13 protein-coding genes are annotated in these 18458 nt (G+C 58.2%); 8 read left to right on the plus strand and 5 right to left on the minus strand.

Annotation, left to right across the window (positions count from 1 at the left end; translation table 11 throughout):
* Positions 1-131 precede the first annotated feature (131 nt).
* A complete protein-coding gene (locus tag ACZ5RI_RS10215) occupies positions 132-1751 on the plus strand; it encodes an inorganic phosphate transporter (protein WP_464512425.1) in 1620 nt (539 codons plus the stop codon).
* A 67-nt stretch (positions 1752-1818) separates the two neighbouring features.
* Here the strand turns inward: ACZ5RI_RS10215 and ACZ5RI_RS10220 are convergent, their stop codons facing one another.
* From ACZ5RI_RS10220 to ACZ5RI_RS10235, 4 genes are all read right to left on the minus strand, one after another.
* Positions 1819-2241 carry a universal stress protein gene (locus tag ACZ5RI_RS10220; protein WP_464512430.1) on the minus strand — a complete coding sequence of 141 codons (423 nt, stop codon included), beginning with the start codon at positions 2239-2241 and terminating at the stop codon, positions 1819-1821.
* 72 nt (positions 2242-2313) lie between these two features.
* On the minus strand, positions 2314-5472 hold the full coding sequence (locus tag ACZ5RI_RS10225; protein ID WP_464512433.1) for an efflux RND transporter permease subunit: 3159 nt from the start codon (positions 5470-5472) through the stop codon (positions 2314-2316).
* Positions 5469-7025 carry an efflux RND transporter periplasmic adaptor subunit gene (locus ACZ5RI_RS10230; protein WP_464512436.1) on the minus strand — a complete coding sequence of 519 codons (1557 nt, stop codon included), beginning with the start codon at positions 7023-7025 and terminating at the stop codon, positions 5469-5471. The genes ACZ5RI_RS10225 and ACZ5RI_RS10230 overlap by 4 nt, the downstream gene beginning before the upstream one ends.
* Positions 7026-7096: 71 nt before the next feature.
* Positions 7097-7456 (minus strand): hypothetical protein, encoded by a 360-nt coding sequence (locus tag ACZ5RI_RS10235; protein ID WP_464512440.1) that lies wholly within the window; start codon positions 7454-7456, stop codon positions 7097-7099.
* Between the two features lie 253 nt (positions 7457-7709).
* Between ACZ5RI_RS10235 and ACZ5RI_RS10240 the strand changes: the two genes are divergently transcribed.
* From ACZ5RI_RS10240 to ACZ5RI_RS10250, 3 genes are all read left to right on the plus strand, one after another.
* Positions 7710-8663 carry an aldo/keto reductase gene (locus ACZ5RI_RS10240; RefSeq protein ID WP_464512444.1) on the plus strand — a complete coding sequence of 318 codons (954 nt, stop codon included), beginning with the start codon at positions 7710-7712 and terminating at the stop codon, positions 8661-8663.
* Positions 8664-8697: 34 nt separating this feature from the next.
* On the plus strand, positions 8698-10371 hold the full coding sequence (locus tag ACZ5RI_RS10245; protein WP_464512449.1) for a carboxylesterase/lipase family protein: 1674 nt from the start codon (positions 8698-8700) through the stop codon (positions 10369-10371).
* Between the two features lie 80 nt (positions 10372-10451).
* The gene (locus ACZ5RI_RS10250; protein WP_464512453.1) at positions 10452-12644 is read left to right on the plus strand and encodes a beta-glucosidase; all 2193 of its coding nucleotides are present in this window, start codon (positions 10452-10454) and stop codon (positions 12642-12644) included.
* 44 nt (positions 12645-12688) lie between these two features.
* On the opposite strand, the gene ACZ5RI_RS10255 is transcribed toward ACZ5RI_RS10250, so the two are convergent.
* On the minus strand, positions 12689-13024 hold the full coding sequence (locus tag ACZ5RI_RS10255) for a hypothetical protein (RefSeq protein ID WP_464512457.1): 336 nt from the start codon (positions 13022-13024) through the stop codon (positions 12689-12691).
* 424 nt (positions 13025-13448) lie between these two features.
* Between ACZ5RI_RS10255 and hyfB the strand changes: the two genes are divergently transcribed.
* Genes hyfB through ACZ5RI_RS10275 form a run of 4 tightly spaced genes read left to right on the plus strand, consistent with a single transcriptional unit; the run spans position 13449 to position 18451 of the window.
* Positions 13449-15398 carry a hydrogenase 4 subunit B gene (hyfB, locus tag ACZ5RI_RS10260; protein WP_464512460.1) on the plus strand — a complete coding sequence of 650 codons (1950 nt, stop codon included), beginning with the start codon at positions 13449-13451 and terminating at the stop codon, positions 15396-15398.
* Complete coding sequence (locus ACZ5RI_RS10265) at positions 15389-16345, plus strand: respiratory chain complex I subunit 1 family protein (protein WP_464512465.1); 957 nt, start codon at positions 15389-15391, stop codon at positions 16343-16345. The genes hyfB and ACZ5RI_RS10265 overlap by 10 nt, the downstream gene beginning before the upstream one ends.
* 1 nt (position 16346) lies before the next feature.
* Positions 16347-17009, plus strand: a complete 663-nt coding sequence (locus ACZ5RI_RS10270; RefSeq protein WP_464512469.1) for a hydrogenase-4 component E — start codon at positions 16347-16349, stop codon at positions 17007-17009.
* A complete protein-coding gene (locus ACZ5RI_RS10275) occupies positions 17006-18451 on the plus strand; it encodes a hydrogenase 4 subunit F (protein ID WP_464512473.1) in 1446 nt (481 codons plus the stop codon). Before ACZ5RI_RS10270 ends, ACZ5RI_RS10275 begins: the two co-directional genes overlap by 4 nt.
* The last annotated feature ends 7 nt before the right edge of the window (positions 18452-18458 follow it).

Genomic DNA, 18458 nt, shown 5'->3' on the forward strand with positions numbered 1-18458 from the left:
CCTAAACCGGTACAGCCCCCGCTAAGTGCGGCAGGATAGCCCATAGGATTGTTGCGGAAAGCCCCCCAACTTTCACGAAACCGTCAAATGCAACACCCAAAGTCCCACCTGCTCAATCGCAGGGGGATTTTATGACTGACATTAGCCTAACGGCTGAACCACAGGCCCATAGTGGCAAGCCACAGCTGGACCATCAGCGTGATCCGGTCACCACGATTGTCTTCTTCGCCTTACTCGCCGCCGGAATTGGCTACGGTATTCACGGTCTGGTTTATGACATTCGCAACGCGAATGAAGTGCTGGAACTGGGCGTTTTCGCATTATTAGGCGTGGCGCTGCTGATTGCGCTCGGCTTTGAATTCGTCAACGGTTTTCACGATACCGCCAATGCCGTTGCCACGGTTATTTATACCCATTCGCTGCCCCCAGTGGTGGCGGTGGTTTGGTCAGGGCTGTTCAATTTTCTCGGTGTCATGGTTTCAACCGGTGCCGTCGCCTACGGCATCATCGCCCTCCTGCCTGTAGAGTTAATTCTGCAAGTGGGCAGCAATGCCGGCTATGCCATGATCTTCGCCTTGCTGATCGCGGCCATTGTCTGGAACCTCGGCACCTGGGCGCTGGGGCTACCCAACAGCTCAAGCCACGCGCTGATCGGCTCGATCATGGGCGTGGGGCTCGCCAATCAGCTGATGGCCCCGGCCGGACATGCCACATCGGGCGTTGACTGGAACCAGGCACTGAATGTTGCCCGCGCGTTACTGGTCAGCCCACTGATGGGCTTTATTTTTGCCGCCCTGCTGTTGGTGGTGATGAAAATTGCCGTGCGTAAAAAAGCGCTTTATGAAGAACCCAAAACCGCTGCCCCGCCGCCGTGGTGGATTCGCATTCTGCTCATTTTTACCTGCACCGGGGTTTCTTTTGCCCATGGCGGCAATGACGGGCAAAAGGGTATGGGGCTTATTATGCTGATCCTGATCGGCGCAGCCCCCACCGCCTACGCTCTTAACCGCACCATGCCCGATACCAGCACCCCGGCCTTCACCCAGGCAGCGCTATCGGCCCAGCATGTCTTTACCTCTCATGCCAAAGGCCAAACGGTTGCAACACCAGATTATGCCCGCCGGATTGTTGGTGCCGCCTTGCGGGATAAAAAGCTCGACCAGCCGCAGGTCTATGCCGGGCTTGCCACCTTATCGTCGGATATTGCCAAAAACGTCAAAAACTATAAGACGCTGGCACATGTTCCCGCATCGGCAACACCAAACTTACGTAATGACATGTACCTCACCGCTGACGCCATCCGCCAGTTGCCGACACAGGGTGCCAATTTCTCCAAATCTGAAACTGCCACACTGAAAAGCTATACCGGCGATCTGCAATCGGGTACGCGTTTCATTCCATTGTGGGTGAAGGTGTGCGTGGCGATTGCGCTTGGCCTTGGCACCATGGTCGGCTGGAAACGCATCGTCGTCACGGTAGGCGAACGTATTGGCAAGCAGCATCTGACCTATGCCCAGGGGGCATCGGCCGAACTGGTGGCCGCGGTCACCATCGGTGCGGCCGAGGTTTATGGCTTGCCGGTTTCCACCACACACATTCTGTCCAGCGGCGTGGCCGGCACCATGTCTGCAAATGGATCCGGCCTGCAATGGAGTACGGTGCGGTCGATCCTGATGGCCTGGGTGCTGACGCTTCCCGCCGCCATGATGCTGGCCGGTGGGCTGTATTATCTGCTGCGCCAAATCGTTTAGTAAAAATTCCGTTCCATAAAAAAAGGCCTGCGGTCTCAAACCGCAGGCCTTTTTCGTTAGGGGATACTCAGTCCGGCAATACCGTGACCGGTGTCGACGTCTGATTGAGGAGTTCAACACAGACCGACGGCTCGAACATCCGCCCCAGCAACGACATATGACGATGGCCGATATAGATAATATCGCAGTTTAATTCTTTGGCCGCGCCAACAATCGCCCGCGCCGGCGAACCATCGGCAACATGGCCATCGGCTTGATAGCCACGCTCGGTAAAGAACGCAACGGCTTCGTCGACCACGTTCTGGGCATTTTCGTCGACAACCTTATAGGCCGGGGCCCCCGTAGCAGCGGCAACTGGAATTGTGGCGACGCACAGCGGGTGCAGCACAGGCTTTACGGCATAGTTCGACAACAAGTCCGCAACCTGCGCCAACGTCTTGTTGGTGTTCGAGCCGCCATCAACGGCCAGCAAAATATTTTTAATCGTCATACCTATTCTCCACTGCAGAACATGTTGCCAATGGCTGCAAAAAACATTCATTTACAGCGACTTGCGCTATAGTCAGCCTAAACGCCGCCTGCGGAAAAAGTCAAACCGGAAGTTCTTTAACCGGTCCGTACCCGTATGCGTTTTAGGGCGATGGACCAGAAAAAACACCACCGGCAACACCACAAGCGTCAAAACGCTTGAGCTGGCCATGCCGCCAATCATTGGCACCGCAATGCGCTGCATCACCTCGGCCCCCGTGCCATGCGACCACAGAATGGGCACCAGCCCGGCCATGATCGCGGTCACGGTCATCATCTTGGGCCGCACCCGTTCGACCGCCCCGCTTCGTACGGCCGCAGTCAAAATATCAAGGGTAATCTGCCCATTTTGCGCTTTGGCTGCCTTAAGGGCATGATTGAGATAAATCAGCATCACGACCCCGGTTTCCGCCGCCACCCCCGCCAACGCGATGAAGCCGACCGAAGATGCCACCGACAGGTTGAAGCCCATGGCAAACATCAACCAGACGCCGCCGACCAACGCAAACGGCAAGGTTAGCATCACGATCAATGTATCTGACCAGCGGCGGAAGTTGAGGTAGAGCAGCAGCATGATGATGCCCAGCGTGACCGGAATAACGATGGTCAGCCGCGCCCGGGCCCGTTCGAGATATTCAAACTGTCCGCTCCAGCGGACATAGGCACCGGGCGGTAATGTCACGTCTTTTGTGACCTCGGTCTGGGCATCCTGCACATAGCCGGAAAGATCCCGGCCAGCAAAATCGACGTAAACATAATTCACCAGTTGCCCGTCCTCGGTGCGCACCATGGCGGGGCCTTTGGCACGGGTAATTCTGGCAACCTCGCCCAGCGGCACCGCACCGCCGGATGGCAGCGAGATCATGGTATTATCCGCCAGCGCATCGGGATCGGAACGCACATCGCGCGGGAACCGCAACACCACGTCATAACGCTCCCGCCCCTCGACCGTTGTGGTGATGGCGGAAGCGCCAACCGCTTCGGATACGGCATCAAGCACATCATCAATGGTCAGGCCGTATCGGGCGATTTCGCTGCGGTCCGGCGTAATATCAAGATAGTAACCGCCATTGACCCGCTCGGCATAGGCGCTGGTGGTGCCGGGAACCCGGCGCACGGCAGCCTCAACCGCCCGCGAGGCCCGCTCGATTTCATCAAGATTGCGGCCAAACACCTTCACCCCGACCGGGGTGCGGATGCCGGTGGACAGCATATCGGTGCGGGCCTTGATCGGCATGGTCCAGGCATTAGAAATACCGGGAAACTGCAAAGCCGCATCCATTTCACTGACCAGTTTGTCGATGGTCATACCCTTGCGCCACTGATCCTGTGGCTTGAGGTTGATCACAGTTTCAAACATTTCCAGCGGGGCCGGATCGGTGGCGCTGTCGGAGCGCCCAGCCTTACCCCAAACGGTGGCGACCTCCGGAAAGCTTTTGATAATACGGTCCTGCTGCTGCAGGATGTCACGCGCTTTGGTGATCGACAGGCCGGGCAGTGTCGTCGGCATATAGAGCAAGGTGCCTTCGTTCAGCGTCGGCATAAACTCGCTGCCCAGACGCGTGGCCGGATACAGGCTGACCAGTAAGACAAGTGCCGCCAGCGCCAGTGTCGGCCACGGCCGCTTCAGCACGGTATCAATGATCGGCCGATAGAGGCGGATCAGAAAACGATTGACCGGATTGGCCGCTTCCGGCGCAATTTTGCCCCGCACAAACAGTGCCATCAAAGCCGGCACTAAGGTGATCGACAGAAAAGCCGCCGCCGCCATAGCAAAACTTTTGGTAAAGGCCAGCGGATGAAACATCCGGCCTTCCTGTTCCTCCAGCGCGAAAATCGGCAGGAAAGATACCGTGATAATCAACAGGCTGAAAAACAGCGATGGGCCAACTTCGGCCGCCGCCGCCGCCAGCACCCTGACACGGCTTTCATCAGGTCCGGCATGCTCCAGCCGTTTATGGGCGTTTTCGATCATCACAATCGCCGCATCAACCATGGCGCCAATGGCAATGGCGATTCCGCCCAAACTCATAATGTTGGATTCAATACCCAATGCCGCCATAGCAATGAAGGCAATCAGAATGCCCACCGGCAGCGTAACAATCGCCACCAGCGCGCTGCGTACATGCAGAAGGAAAATAAAGCACACAAAGGCAACGATCAGACATTCCTCAAGCAGGGTGCTTTTTAATGTCGATATGGCCCGCCCGATCAATTCCGAGCGGTCATAAACGGGAACAAGGCTGACACCGGCAGGCAGGCTTGGCATCAATTCGCCAAGGCGCTGTTTTACCGCCGCAATGACAGTCAGTGCGTTGGCACCATAACGCTGCACCACGATCCCCGAGGCCACCTCGCCCTGCCCGTTCAGTTCGGTCAGGCCACGGCGCTCGTCCGGCACAATTTCAACATGGGCGACGGCGTCCAGCGTCACCGGGGTGCCGTTTTCCGCCTTGAGCATGATATGGTCGAGGTCATGCGGGCTTTTCAGATAGCCGCGCCCCCGGATCATGAATTCCGTCTCGGACAGTTCCACCGTGCGCGCGCCAACATCGGTGTTGGAAGCCGCAATGGCATCACGGATGGTCGATAGCGTCAGACCATAGCTGCGCATCCGGTTAGGATCGACGATAACCGCATATTGCTTCACCTGACCGCCGACACTGGCCACCTCGGCCACGCCTTCGGTTTTGGCCAGCCCATAGCGCAGATGCCAATCCTGCAAACTGCGCAGTTGTCCAAGATCCTGCGTATTACCGGTCAGGGCATATTCATAAACCCAGCCCACGCCGGTGGCATCGGGCCCAAGCTTCGGCGTCACGCCGGATGGCAGCTTGCTGGCTGCACCATTGAGATATTCCAGCACCCGGGCACGGGCCCAATAGACATCGGTACCGGCATCAAAAATCACATAGACAAAGGACGTTCCGAAAAAGGATGCCCCCCGCACCACCTTGGCATGCGGCACACTGAGCAACGCCGTGGTCAGCGGAAACGTCACCTGATCTTCCACTACCTGCGGTGCCTGACCATCATAATCGGCAGTGACGATAACCTGGGTATCGGACAGATCCGGAATGGCATCGAGCGGAATGACAGAAAGCGCATACACGCCCGCCATGATGGCAACGATAGCGGCAGCCAGCACAGTCCAGACATGCGCAGCCGACCAGTGGATGATGCGGGCGATCATTGGGCGGCTCGTTTCGGTTGGAAGCCTTGCAGGGCGGTTTGCAGATTGCTTTCGGCATCAATCAGGAAATTACCGGATGTGACCACCTGATCGCCTTCACGCAAACCCGCGCGCACCTCAATCACGTCACCGCTATGCACACCAAGCCTGACCGGCCTTGGTTCAAACACGCCGCCCCCCAGCGCCACAAACACCACCGTACGGCTGCCGTCATCAATCACCGCTGAATAGGGCACGCTGAGAACCGGGCTATGGCCCACCGCCGCATTGATGCGCACATCCGCATACTGACCAAGCCGCAACAGATCCCCGGCATTTTCCACCGCAATACGGGCTTTGACCGTACGTGTCGCACTGTCGAGTTCCGGGTATATTTTGAGGATCTTGCCGGAGAATTTGGCATCGGGTGCATCACGGAACAAAACCTCAGCACTCTGGCCCACTTTGACCTGAGGCAGATCGCGCTCGCTGATCTGGGCCAGCACCCAGACCCGGCGCATATCGGTGGTGCGGAACAAGGTATCGCCCGAGGCAAAACGCATTCCGGCAATGGCAGGCTTATCGGTTACGGTGCCGCTCATCGGCGCCACAATGGTCATTTCGCGTTTGGGAATCCGTGTTTTGGCCAGCGCCGCAATCTCAAAGCCCGGCATACCATATTCGCGTAACACTGCGGCAGCCTGCGCCGCATATTTATCGCTATGGCTGTCCAGCGCGCCGATATAATCGGCTTCCTTGCTCAGCACATCGGTGCTGTCGATCCACACCCGCATCAACGGCTGACCAACCCGCACCGTGTCACCGGTCTGCGAGACATACATCTTCTCGATAAACCCGCTGAAACGGGCGGTCAGCACCCCCTGACCATTTTCATCCGCGGCCACCTGCGCGGGGGCCCGCACCAGTTTGCTTAAAAACTGGCGGCGCACGGTGGAAAGGCGCACCCCGGCCCGCTGAATTTTCGCTGCCGTCAGGCGAATGGTACCGGGTTTCTGCATCACCTCGTCGGCGTAAACCGCGATATAGGGCATCCCCATCCCGTCTTTTTTCGGTACTGGCGACGTATCCGCCAACCCCATCGGGTTGCGATAATAGAGGATCTTTCGCGCCGCGTTGGGGGGCGGCAGCGCCGCCCCCTTTTGCATTGTCATATGTGGCGGTGAGGCCTCGGCCTTTTTCATCACGGCCGTAACCACGACCGATCCCGAAAAGGATTGCCCCCCGACAGTGCCGGACACAATAACCGCCCAGCGCCCCGGCGCGTAAAGATTGGTTTCCACCAGCACCACACCCGCGTCTTTGGATGGGATGGCTTTGGCGGGCGTGGTCATATCCTTCATCTTGTCGGGCCCCATATCGACCCGCAGATCTTTGACCGTCACCAACCCGGCGACCGGCTTGCCGTCATCACCCAGAATTTGCACCCGCAACCGGGTAACAACGCCCGAGGGGGCTTCGGCAGCCAGTAATTTCAGATGCGTGGCCGCAGATGCGGGCACAGCACCGGTCAGCGCCAGCACAAGGCTGAACGCCGCCCAAAACAGTTTGGACATAGATACTCCTGATACAATCGTGACTTCCGGCAAAGCCGCAAGCGGCTCAGCCGTAACGAACCAGCGATTGCTCAGGCGATCGGGGGGGGATTGTGCGGCGGATGGGTGATGCCGCGCACAGACATCACGATACTGGCAGGGGCATCGGCACGGGCCGAGTGAAACACCAATACCGGATGGCTGTCCATGGCACTGACACCATAACAGCCCAACATACCGGCGCAGATCAGCATCCCTTTGCAGGGGGAAGGCTGGCCGGGCAGAACGTTCGGGCTGGCATCATGTCCCGTCATCACCATGGCGGAAGCCATCATGGCCATATGACAGGGCGGCATAACCGCATGCGATGGCTGAGGCGCAGACGCCACCGGCATAGCCATGGTGTTTGGTTCTGCGGCGAACAGAAACAACGCCGCAACCACAAACGCCATCCAACGATGCCAAGGCTTTTTCTGCCACATCCGGTTAAAATAGGCTTTTTGGATGCCGGCTTCAACCCCCCCACCCCAGACTTAAAGCATTCCGGGACATTTCAAGGTAAATTCAACCCTTGGCTGGCTTGCGCACCAGGCCAGCTTGCGCACAAGATAGCCTTCGTATTTCCACCCGCCCCTGCCGGAAACCCGGGCATGGGACGTCAGGCGGTCACATTTTCTGACCTTTGCCACACCAAGGAGATTTTCTATGCAGAAGCGCAAACTCGGCCATAGCGGGATCGAGATTTCCCCTATTGTTTTCGGCGGTAATGTCTTCGGCTGGACGATCGACGAAAAGACCAGCTTTGACGTGCTTGACGCCTTTGTTGATTACGGTTTCGACGCCATCGACACCGCCGACAGTTATTCCATCTGGGCACCGGGCAACAAAGGTGGCGAATCCGAAACCATCATCGGCAACTGGCTTAAAGCCCGCCCCGGTATGCGGGACAAGGTGAAGATCTTCACCAAAATCGGCTCTGACCTCAAGCAACCCGGGCAAAAGGGACTTTCACAGCGCTGGATTCTGGAGGAAGTCGACAATTCCCTGACCCGGCTTGGTATTGAACAAATCGATCTGTATTTTTCGCACTGGCACGATCCCGAAACACCCTATGAAGAAACCTTGCGCGCGTATGACACGCTGCTCAAAAGCGGCAAGATCCGTGCGATCGGGGCCTCCAACCACAATGCGGCACAGCTTGGCGACGCTCTGGATGTCGCCAAAACCAAAACACTGCCGCCCTATCAGGTGCTGCAGCCGGAATATAACCTGTATGACCGCAGCGGCTTTGAAGGTCCGCTGGCGGATCTGTGTGCCAAAGAGGGGCTTGGTGTTATCACCTACTACAGCCTCGCGTCGGGTTTTCTGTCGGGCAAATATCGCGGCGAGGATGACCTGAAACAAAGCGCCCGTGGCGGCGGCATCACCAAATATCTCAACGACCGGGGTTTGAAGATTCTGGTGGCGCTGGACGCCGTCGCCGCCCACCACAATGCCAGCCCGGCGGAAATTGCACTGGCCTGGCTGCTGACCCGCCCGGCGGTTACCGCACCGATTGCCAGTGCCACCAAGCGCAGCCATGTTGAAAGCTTTGCCAAAGCCGCCGCCGTGCAGCTTACGGCGCAGGATACGGCACTGCTTGAAAAAGCCAGCGCCTGAAACCCGCTATAACAATATTTGGGAGAGGAACCCTATGACCCGACAAACCTTGACGGGACTGGCAATCAGCATGGCGGCGGGCATCGGGCTGGCCGCCTGCACCACCAATGGCGAGCCGATGGCCAATGCTGCCACCGCGCACGGCCCACTGGTGACAATTACGGATGGCACGCTACTGGGCACCCGTGCCAGGGGCGTTGAGGTTTTTAAAAGCATCCCCTACGCCGCGCCACCGGTTGGGGATTTACGCTGGCGTGCGCCTCAGGCTGTGCAACCCTGGCAGGGTGTTTATGATGCCACCCGCTTCCGGCATGACTGCCTGCAACAGCCGGTCTCCTATGACTCGGCCCCGTTACACGCCCCCTTCAGCGAGGATTGCCTGTTCGTCAATATCTGGCGACCCGCAACACAACTGACCGGAACAAAATTGCCTGTCATGGTGTGGATTTATGGCGGCGGTTTCGTCAATGGCGGCACATCTTCCCCCACCTATAACGGGGCCGGTCTGGCGGCACAGGGCGTGGTACTGGTCAGTTTCAATTACCGCCTTGGCCGTTTTGGCTTCTTCGCGTTTCCGGCTTTAAGCAAAGAGCATCCTGACGAGCCTAAAGGCAATTATGGCTATATGGACCAGATTGCCGCGCTAAAATGGGTCAAAGCCAACATTGCCGCCTTTGGCGGTGATGCCAGCAATGTCACGATCTTCGGTGAATCGGCCGGTGGTGGCTCCGTGCACACCCTGCTCACGTCCCCCATGGCGACCGGATTGTTTCACAAGGCGATTATTGAATCCGGTGGCGGTCGCAGCGCTCTGATGGGGCCACGCAAAGTCTCGGAAGATTTACCGACGCGGCCATCGCTTGAAACCATCGGCATCCATTTTGCCAAAGCCAATGGCATTGAGGGCACCGATGCCGCCGCACTGGCCGCTTTGCGCGCCCTGCCGGGCGAGAAGATTGTCGCGGGCCTCAGCATGTCAAGCCTGATGCAACCCGCTGGGGCCGAGACCTATGGCGGCCCGGCGATTGATGGGCGACTGGTGGTCGAAGATCCGCAAACCGCCTATGAAGCACACCGCAATGCGCAGGTACCGCTGATCATCGGTGCCACCAGTGCAGATATTGGTTTTTATACCGCCAGAACTGTGGAAGGGGCCGTTGCGCCTTTTGGCAAAAACAAAGACAAAGCGCTGGCCGCCTATGACCCGGACCATAGCGGCAATCTCCGTCTGATTACGGCAAAGATTGGGGCCGACAAAATGATGGTTGAGCCAGCCCGCTTTACCGCACGGGCCTTCGCGGCGCAGGGCCTACCGGTTTATCAGTATCGCTTTTCGTATGTTGCCCCATCGGCAGCGGACGCAATGGCGAACGGACCGGCGGCACCGTACATCGTCAACAAAGGTGCGCAGCATGCCAGCGAAATCCCCTATGTGATGAATACGGTGGCGGATGTGTTCGGCGACAGGATTACCATTACCGATCAGGCGATGGCCAATGCTGCCAGCGCCTATTGGATCAACTTCGCCAAAACCGGTAATCCCAACGGGGCTGACACTGCCACGGGTGCGCCCCTGCCCAACTGGCCGGTTTATGATGCGACCAGCGACGAAATTCTCGACTTCACGCAAGATGGCCCCAAAGCCGGACCGGACCCGTGGAAGAGCCGCCTTGACCTGATTGCGGACTGGACAAGTCAGGAAAAATAAGGCCAATACTATAGCGTAAACCGGGATCGGCCGCCTTTAACGGGCGGCCGTTTCTGTTACGGACGAACAGGAGACAGGCCATGACATCGACACCCCATTCGGACGCCACGACGGCGAACCCGCAACCGTGGCGTGACACCGGTTTAAGCCCGGATGCGCGTGCCCAAAGCATGCTCGACGTTATGACCGAGGCGGAGAAGTTTCAGCTGGTCTATGGCATGATGCCGGTCAAACTCGACTTTGTGAAGAACCAGCCACCAATCCCCACCGAAGCGGTTGGCTCGGCCGGTTATGTGGCCGGAATAGCCCGCCTTGGCCTGCCCGCCTTACAGGAAACCGATGCCAGCCTTGGCATTGCCAACCCGGGCAATGTGCGCCCCGGCGATCAGGCGACGGCCCTGCCCGCCGCCATCGCCACGGCGGCCAGTTTCGATCCGGCCATCGCCTATGCCGGTGGTGCGATGATCGGCAATGAAGCCTGGTCTAAAGGCCTCAACATTTTGCTGGCGGGCGGCATCAATCTGGCGCGCGATCCGCGGGGTGGGCGCAACTTTGAATATCTTGGCGAAGATCCGCTGGTGGCGGGCATGCTGTGCGGTGCGCATATTCGCGGCATTCAGGATCAGCATGTTGTTTCCACCATCAAGCATTTTGCCCTCAACGATCAGGAAACCAACCGCAACTTTATTGATGCTGTCATAGAGGAGGCAGCCTTTCGCGAATCCGATCTGCTGGCCTTTGAGATCGGTATCGAACAGGGCGCGCCCGGTGCGGTGATGGGCTCCTATAACCTGATCAACGGGGCCTATGGCTGTGGGCATCCCCACCTCATCAATGACGTGCTTAAAGGTGACTGGGCCTATCCCGGCTGGGTCATGTCGGACTGGGGCGGCGTGCACAGTCTTGACTATGCCATGAACGGTCTTGATCAACAGTCCGCCGCAGAATTTGATTCCGAACCTTACTTTGTTGGCCCACTACAACAGGCCATCGCGGATGGGACATTTCCGAAAGATCGGCTTGATGACATGGTTCGCCGTATCCTGCGTTCGATGTTTGCCGTGGGGCTGACGGATCACCCCGCCACTAAGACCACGATCGATTTTACCGCACATGCCCAACTGGCTCAGGACACCGCCGAAAGCGGCATTGTTCTGCTGAAAAATCAGGATACTCTTCTGCCACTGTCGCCCGTGGTTAAACGCATTGCGGTTATTGGCGGCTATGCCGATTTCGGGGTATTATCCGGGGGCGGATCATCACAGGTCGTACCCGACAATGCGCTGCATGTGCCATTGGGCGGTAACCGGCTCGACGGGCTTCCCAACAAGATGGTGTTTCATCCCTCCTCGCCACTGGCGGCCATCGAAGCGCTGGCACCGGGGGCTGAGGTCAAATTCTGTGATGGCCGGTATAGCACCGAGGCAGAAAAACTTGCACGCTGGGCCGACGTGGTCGTGGTCTTCGCCATCAAATGGCAGACCGAAGGCGTCGACGCACCGGACCTTAGCTTACCCGATGGACAGGATGGGCTGATTACAGCCGTGGCCAAAGCCAATGCGCACACGGTTGTGGTGCTGGAAACCGGCAACCCCGTCACCATGCCGTGGCTCGATCATGCGGCGGCGGTGCTGCAAGCCTGGTATCCCGGCATTCGCGGTGGTCAGGCCATTGCCAACGTGCTGTTCGGGGTGGTCAACCCCTCGGGTCGGTTACCACTGACATTTCCGCGCGGTCTGGATCAACTGCCCCGCGCGGAAATTGCAGGCGGCGACAGGTTCATGACCATTTTCGGTGGGGACTTTGACCCGGCAAAAGCCATAAAAGTACCGCATACGGAAGGTTCGGATGTCGGCTATCGCTGGTTTGCCAGAACAGGGGCAACGCCCTTATTCCCCTTTGGCTTTGGCTTAAGCTATAGCCAGTTCGACTATAGCAATCTCATCGTAAGCGGTGGCGCGACGCTGTGCGTGCATTTTGACGTCACCAATACCGCAGCCATCGCCGGCAAAGATGTCCCGCAGCTGTATCTGACCGATGCGGCGGGCCGCACGCGGCTGCGCCTGATCGGTATGACCAAGCTATCCCTTGCCCCCGGCGAAACCCAACGGGTTACCCTGACGGCGGACCCGCGCCTGATTGCCAATTTCGATGCCGCGGCCAACAACTGGCACATTCCTGCGGGCCGCTATAGCGTCAGCCTTAACCGTTCGGCCACGGATGTGGTTCTGATCGGTGAAGCCAGCCTGAACGAACAGCGTATAAAGCCATAAAAATTGCACCGGCCCCACCATAAAGGGGGCTGGTGCAGATTGCCTCAACAGACCGTGCGGGCCCAGTCGAGATATTTCTGCAGCTGCGCCGATGCGACCGACAAATTCGCATAACTCGGCTGCGCAGTCGCGATCGCTTTAAGCGATTTGATTTCAGCATCCAGCTGCAAGCGGGCAGCGACGATCCGGCAAACCACTTCGGACGCGCCGGTTTCCAGGCGATCCCCCATGACCTCGATGATTTGCAGCATATTGGCGGCAAACCAGTGATGCGGATGCCCAGAACATTCGGCAATCGCGGCCAGAGGCAGTTTTTCATCTAATGCGGCCAGATAGATGGCATGAGCCGCCGCCCCCAACGGGAGGGTGGTCGCAGACATATCTCGCCCGCTAATTTGCTGATGTGACATCGAAAACTCGTCTTAAGTTCGTTCCCGGCGGCACGGCATCGTGTCGTTGGTGCGTATCGTATTCTAACACACCTCTCCACAGTCTTAAACAAGATACTTAATGTTTTTACATCACAATTAATCTAATCAATATCTACTGTTATATATTTAGGTTAATTTCTCATTGCACCCCAGGGCGTCATCCTGTATGGCATGGCCCGCGCTTTATCGCGCGACAATTGACATTTGCACTGGATCACGCACGCAAACATAGCGTGTATCCTGATGCGGTTTACGTCGGTTTGTTTGTGCGGGACCGATGCCCCGGACAAAAGCGGCCACGCGGCCCTGCCGATACAAACTTTAAGGCAGTCACATGGCCGGTTCTTTGTTGGTCTGCGTCGCAGCGTTTCTGATGACAGGCTGCCTTGCGGTCTTGCTTGCGGGCAAGCCCTGGGCCTCGACGGCATGCTATGGCGCCTGCGCTGTGATTTGCGCTGTCGCAATGGCCTCGGTGATGGGCCTTCATGCCGCGCCTTACGACATCATCCTGCCGCTTGGCCTGCCCTGGATCGGCATGCATATCCATGTCGATGCCTTGTCGGCGGTTTTTTCGGGCATCGTCAATATGGGTGGATTGGCAGCAAGCCTTTTTGCCATCGGCTATGGCCGCCACGAACGCGTGCCAGAACGGGTGCTGCCATTTTTCCCGGCCTTTCTGGCTGGCATGAATCTGGTGCTGCTGGCCGGTGACGCGTTTTCGTTTCTGATCTTCTGGGAATTGATGTCCCTCACCTCCTGGGCGCTGGTGGTCAGCCACAGCACCGTGCCGGGGAATTTACGGGCGGGGCTGATCTATCTGGTAATGGCCGGCATCGGCACCATGCTGCTGATGATGGCATTTGCCCTTCTGGCCGGGCCCGAAGGGCATTTCAGCTTCGCAGCCATGCGCGGCCATATGCAGGGCGCAGCAGCGGCGTGGGTTGTGGTGCTGGCGCTGATCGGGGCCGGATCGAAGGCCGGGCTGTTCCCCCTGCACGCCTGGCTGCCACTGGCCCACCCGGCAGCCCCCAGCCACGTCTCCGCCCTGATGAGCGGCGTGATGACCAAGGTCGCGATATACGCCTTCATCCGCATTGCCTTTGATCTGGTCGGCCCCGTCGATTGGCGTCTGGGCATGGTGGTGATTGCCATCGGCGCGGCAACAGCGTTTCTGGGGGTGCTCTATGCCCTGTTGCAGAACGACGTAAAGCGGTTGCTGGCCTACTCGACAGTCGAAAATGTCGGCATCATTTTTACCGCGCTGGGGCTGTCGCTGTGTTTTCGGGCCAATGGCCTTGGTGCCGCCGCCGCGCTGGCCCTGACCGCCGCCCTGTTTCACGCCTTCAACCACGCCCTGTTTAAAAGCCTGCTGTTCTTCGGTGCCGGTGTGGTGCAGGCCGCCACGGGCACCCGCGATATGGATAAGCTGGGCGGGCTGATCCACCGCATGCCAAAAACCGCCATGGCCGTTCTTGCCGGTGCCATGGCCATTGCCGCCATTCCACCGATGAATGGGTTTGCCTCGGAATGGATGGTGTTTCAGTCGATCTTCCTCAGCCCGGAATTTCCGCAATGGGGGCTTCGGCTGATTGCCCCGGCGGCGGGGGCCATTTTAGCGCTGGCGGCGGCGCTGGCAGCGGCGACCTTTGTCAAAGCTTTCGGCATCAGCTTTTTGGGCCGTGCCCGCAGCGCTGCCGCAAAAGACGCCCGCGAGACCGATCCGGTATCCATCGCTGCCATGGCTCTGCTGGCGGTGTTGTGTCTTGTGACCGGTCTGGTGCCATCGCTGATCCTTGCCCACCTGCACAATGCGGTGCAGCTGCTGACCACCGCCACGGTACCGGCGACCCATTTCTGGCAACCACTGTTGCCAGCGCCGGGCCATACGAACGGCTATGGCGGACTGATGATTTTCATCAGCCTGGCCGCAGCCGTGGCGGCAACCGTTTTATTCTTACGCTATTTTTCCAATCGCACCATCCGGCGCAGCGCGATCTGGGATTGCGGCCACCCCGAAGACATTGTGCAAAGCCAATATTCTGCATCGAGTTTTTCGCAGCCCCTGCGCCGGGTTTTCGCCTCGGTTTTGTTTGGTGCGCATGAAGAGGTTATGATGCCACCGCCGGGGGATATTTCGCCGGCGCAGCACAAACTCACCCTGCACGATCCGGCCTGGAATGCCTTATACGCGCCGGTTGAAAGCAGCGTGTCGTGGCTGGCGGATCGCGTCAACCCACTGCAATACCAAACCATCCGGCGCTATCTGACGATCGTTTTTCTGACACTGGTTCTTTTACTGACGGTGCTAGCGATATGGTTCTGATCGGCGCGCTGGGCCTTGAGATGGTCCAAATCTTCCTGATCCTTGCACTGGCCCCCTTGTTCACCGGCCTGGTGCGCAAAATAAAAGCACGGCTGCAACGCCGCATCGGCCCCAGCCTGTTCCAGCCCTATCGTGACCTTGCCCGCCTGTTCCGCAAGGAAACCGTCGTCGCGAATAACGCATCGTGGCTTTATTTTGCTGCCCCGGTCGTCATTTTTGCAGCAACCTGGGTAGCCGCCACACTGGTACCAACCCTTACCTTCAGCGTCGCCCTGACACCGATGGTCGATCTGATTGCACTGTTTGGGTTATTGGCACTGGCCCGTTTTGCACAGGCCCTCGCCGGGCTGGACATCGGCACCAGCTTTGGCGGTCTGGGTGCCAGCCGCGAGATGATGATTGCCGCGCTGGCGGAACCGGCGTTGCTGCTGCTGATTTTTACGCTGGCGCTGCTCACCGGCTCATCACGGCTGCCGGACATTGCCCATTTTGTGCAATCGCCCGCCGTTGGATTGCACATCTCGCTGCTGCTGACTTTTGTCGGCTTTGGCATCATTGCCATTGCCGAAAGCGGTCGTCTGCCGGTCGATAATCCCGCCACCCATCTTGAACTGACCATGATTCACGAAGCCATGGTGCTGGAATATTCCGGGGGCCATCTGGCGCTGATCGAATGGGCGTCCTCGGTAAAGTTGCTGCTCTATGTATCGCTGATCGCGGCCATCTTCCTGCCCATTGGCATCGCGCAAACCGGCGATGGTTTTATAGCGCTGGGAATCGCGTTGGCGCTCTATCTGCTGAAGCTCATGCTGGCCGCGGGCATAATCGGGGTGTACGAACTTTCAGACGCAAAAATGCGGGTCTTTCGCATACCCAATTTTCTTGGCACCGGCCTGATGCTCGCCCTGCTGGCGGCCCTGCTCAGCCTCGTCTCCCGGATATTTTAACATGGTGACAAACAGTTTCGACATCTCGAACTTTCTCGCCGGTTGTCTGGTTCTGCTGAGCTTTCTGCAGCTTTACCAAAACCGCCTGCCACCGATTATCAATATTTTTGCCGGGCAATCTTTAGTGCTGGCTGTCTTTGTTGCCTGGCAGGCCCATGTGCAGCATGCCCCGCATTTGCTGATTACCGCGTTCATTGCCCTCGGCTTCAAGGCGGGTATCATCCCCGTGGCGCTGCATTGGCTGATACGCCATCTTGGTATTCACCGCAGCGTTGAAACCGTGGTCGGTACCGGCCTTTCCATGATGGCAGGCATGCTGCTGGTTGGTCTGGCGGTCGCTCTGATGATGCGGACGGCGGTTTCCGCAGACCTTATTGTGCGCGAGGATATGGCCTTTGCGTTATCGGTGGTTCTGCTTGGCCTTTTGATGATGGTCACGCGCCGCAATGCCGTCAGTCAGGTCATCGGATTCATGTCGATTGAAAACGGTCTGGTATTGGCCGGAACCGGTGCCAACGGCATGCCTTTTGTTGTCGAGATCAGTGTGGCATTCTCGGTTCTGGTCGCCTTCATCATCTTTGGAATCTTCCTGTTCCGGATTCGCGAACGATTCGATACTGTTGACAGCGCCGTGATTGACCGCTTCCGGGGGGACCGGCGATGAGCTTCTTATCCCCCGCTGACGACCTTCTGTTCATTCCGGCGATTGCCGGCATCCTGCTGCTGTCGGTTTCCAATTATCGGGTGGGGGCATGGCTCAATATTCTGGCCTCGCTCATGACACTTCTGGCAGCGGGATGGATGCTGATCGACCATAGCAGCCCCGCCGGGCAGATGATTGCGGTGGACGATTTATCGATCAGCTTTCTGGCCCTGAATGCGCTGGTCGGTTTCACCACAAGCTGTTTTGGCAAAAGCTATATTGCGCATGATGTCGAGACCGGGCGCTTAAAACCCTCCACGCTGCGCTATTACCATGCGCTGTATCAGCTTCTTGTCTGCGCTATGAATCTGGCACTGCTGACCCGCATTGCCGGGCTGATGTGGGTTGCCATTGAAATGGCAACGCTAATCACCGTGGTGATGGTCGGCATCTATCGCACGCACGAGGCGTTGGAAGCCGCCTGGAAATATTTCATGCTTGGCGGTGTTGGTATTGCGCTGGCGCTGTTTGGCACCATCATCGTCTATCTGGCGGCGCAGCCCTTCACCGGGGCGGGTCTTGCCGCCATGAGCTGGGACAATCTGGTCACCCACGCTGCATCGTTCGATCCGCTGCTGCTGGACATAGCCTTCGTCTTCATTCTGGTCGGCTATGGCACCAAGGCCGGTCTGGTACCGCTGCACGCCTGGCTCCCCGACGCCCATGCCGAAGGCCCCACGCCGATTTCGGCCATTCTGTCTGGCCTGCTGCTCAATCTGGCGCTCTATGCTATCTTGCGCTTCAAGATTATTCTGGCAGCCAACCCGGCGGTGTTCGCCCCCGGCCCGATGATGATTGTGCTGGGCATGGCATCAATTTTTATTGCCGCGCTGATGCTGTATCGCCGCCGTGGCATCAAACGCTTCTTTGCCTATTCCTCGATCGAGCATGTCGGCATTATCACACTGGCATTTGGTATTGGTGGCCCGCTGGCGAATTTTGCCGGTCTCTTGCACATGGCGATGCATAGTCTGGCCAAATCCGGACTGTTCTTTACCATCGGCCATATTGTCCGCATTAAAGGCTCGCAGAAATTTGCCGATATCCGTGGGCTGACCATCAGCCACCCGGCATTGGGCTGGGTCTTCGTTGCTGGCGTTATCGCCATTGCCGGTCTGCCGCCTTTTGGCGTGTTCACCAGCGAATTTCTGGTGGTGAGTTCCGCCTTCACCTGGCACCCCCTATTGGCGCTGGCACTGGTGGCAGGCTTACTGATTTCACTGGGTGGATTAATTCTGCGCCTGAACGATACCGCCTTTGGCAGCCCAAGCGGCAGCCTTATACCGGACCGGGTTTCGCTGTGGCCCGCCCAATTGCATTTCGCGCTGGTGCTGATTGCCGGGATCTATCTTCCTGGCCCCGTCACCGCCTGGTTCCAGCATGTCGCCAAGCTGTTGGGATAGGACACGC

The sequence above is a fragment of the Micropepsis pineolensis genome, assembly GCF_055392125.1.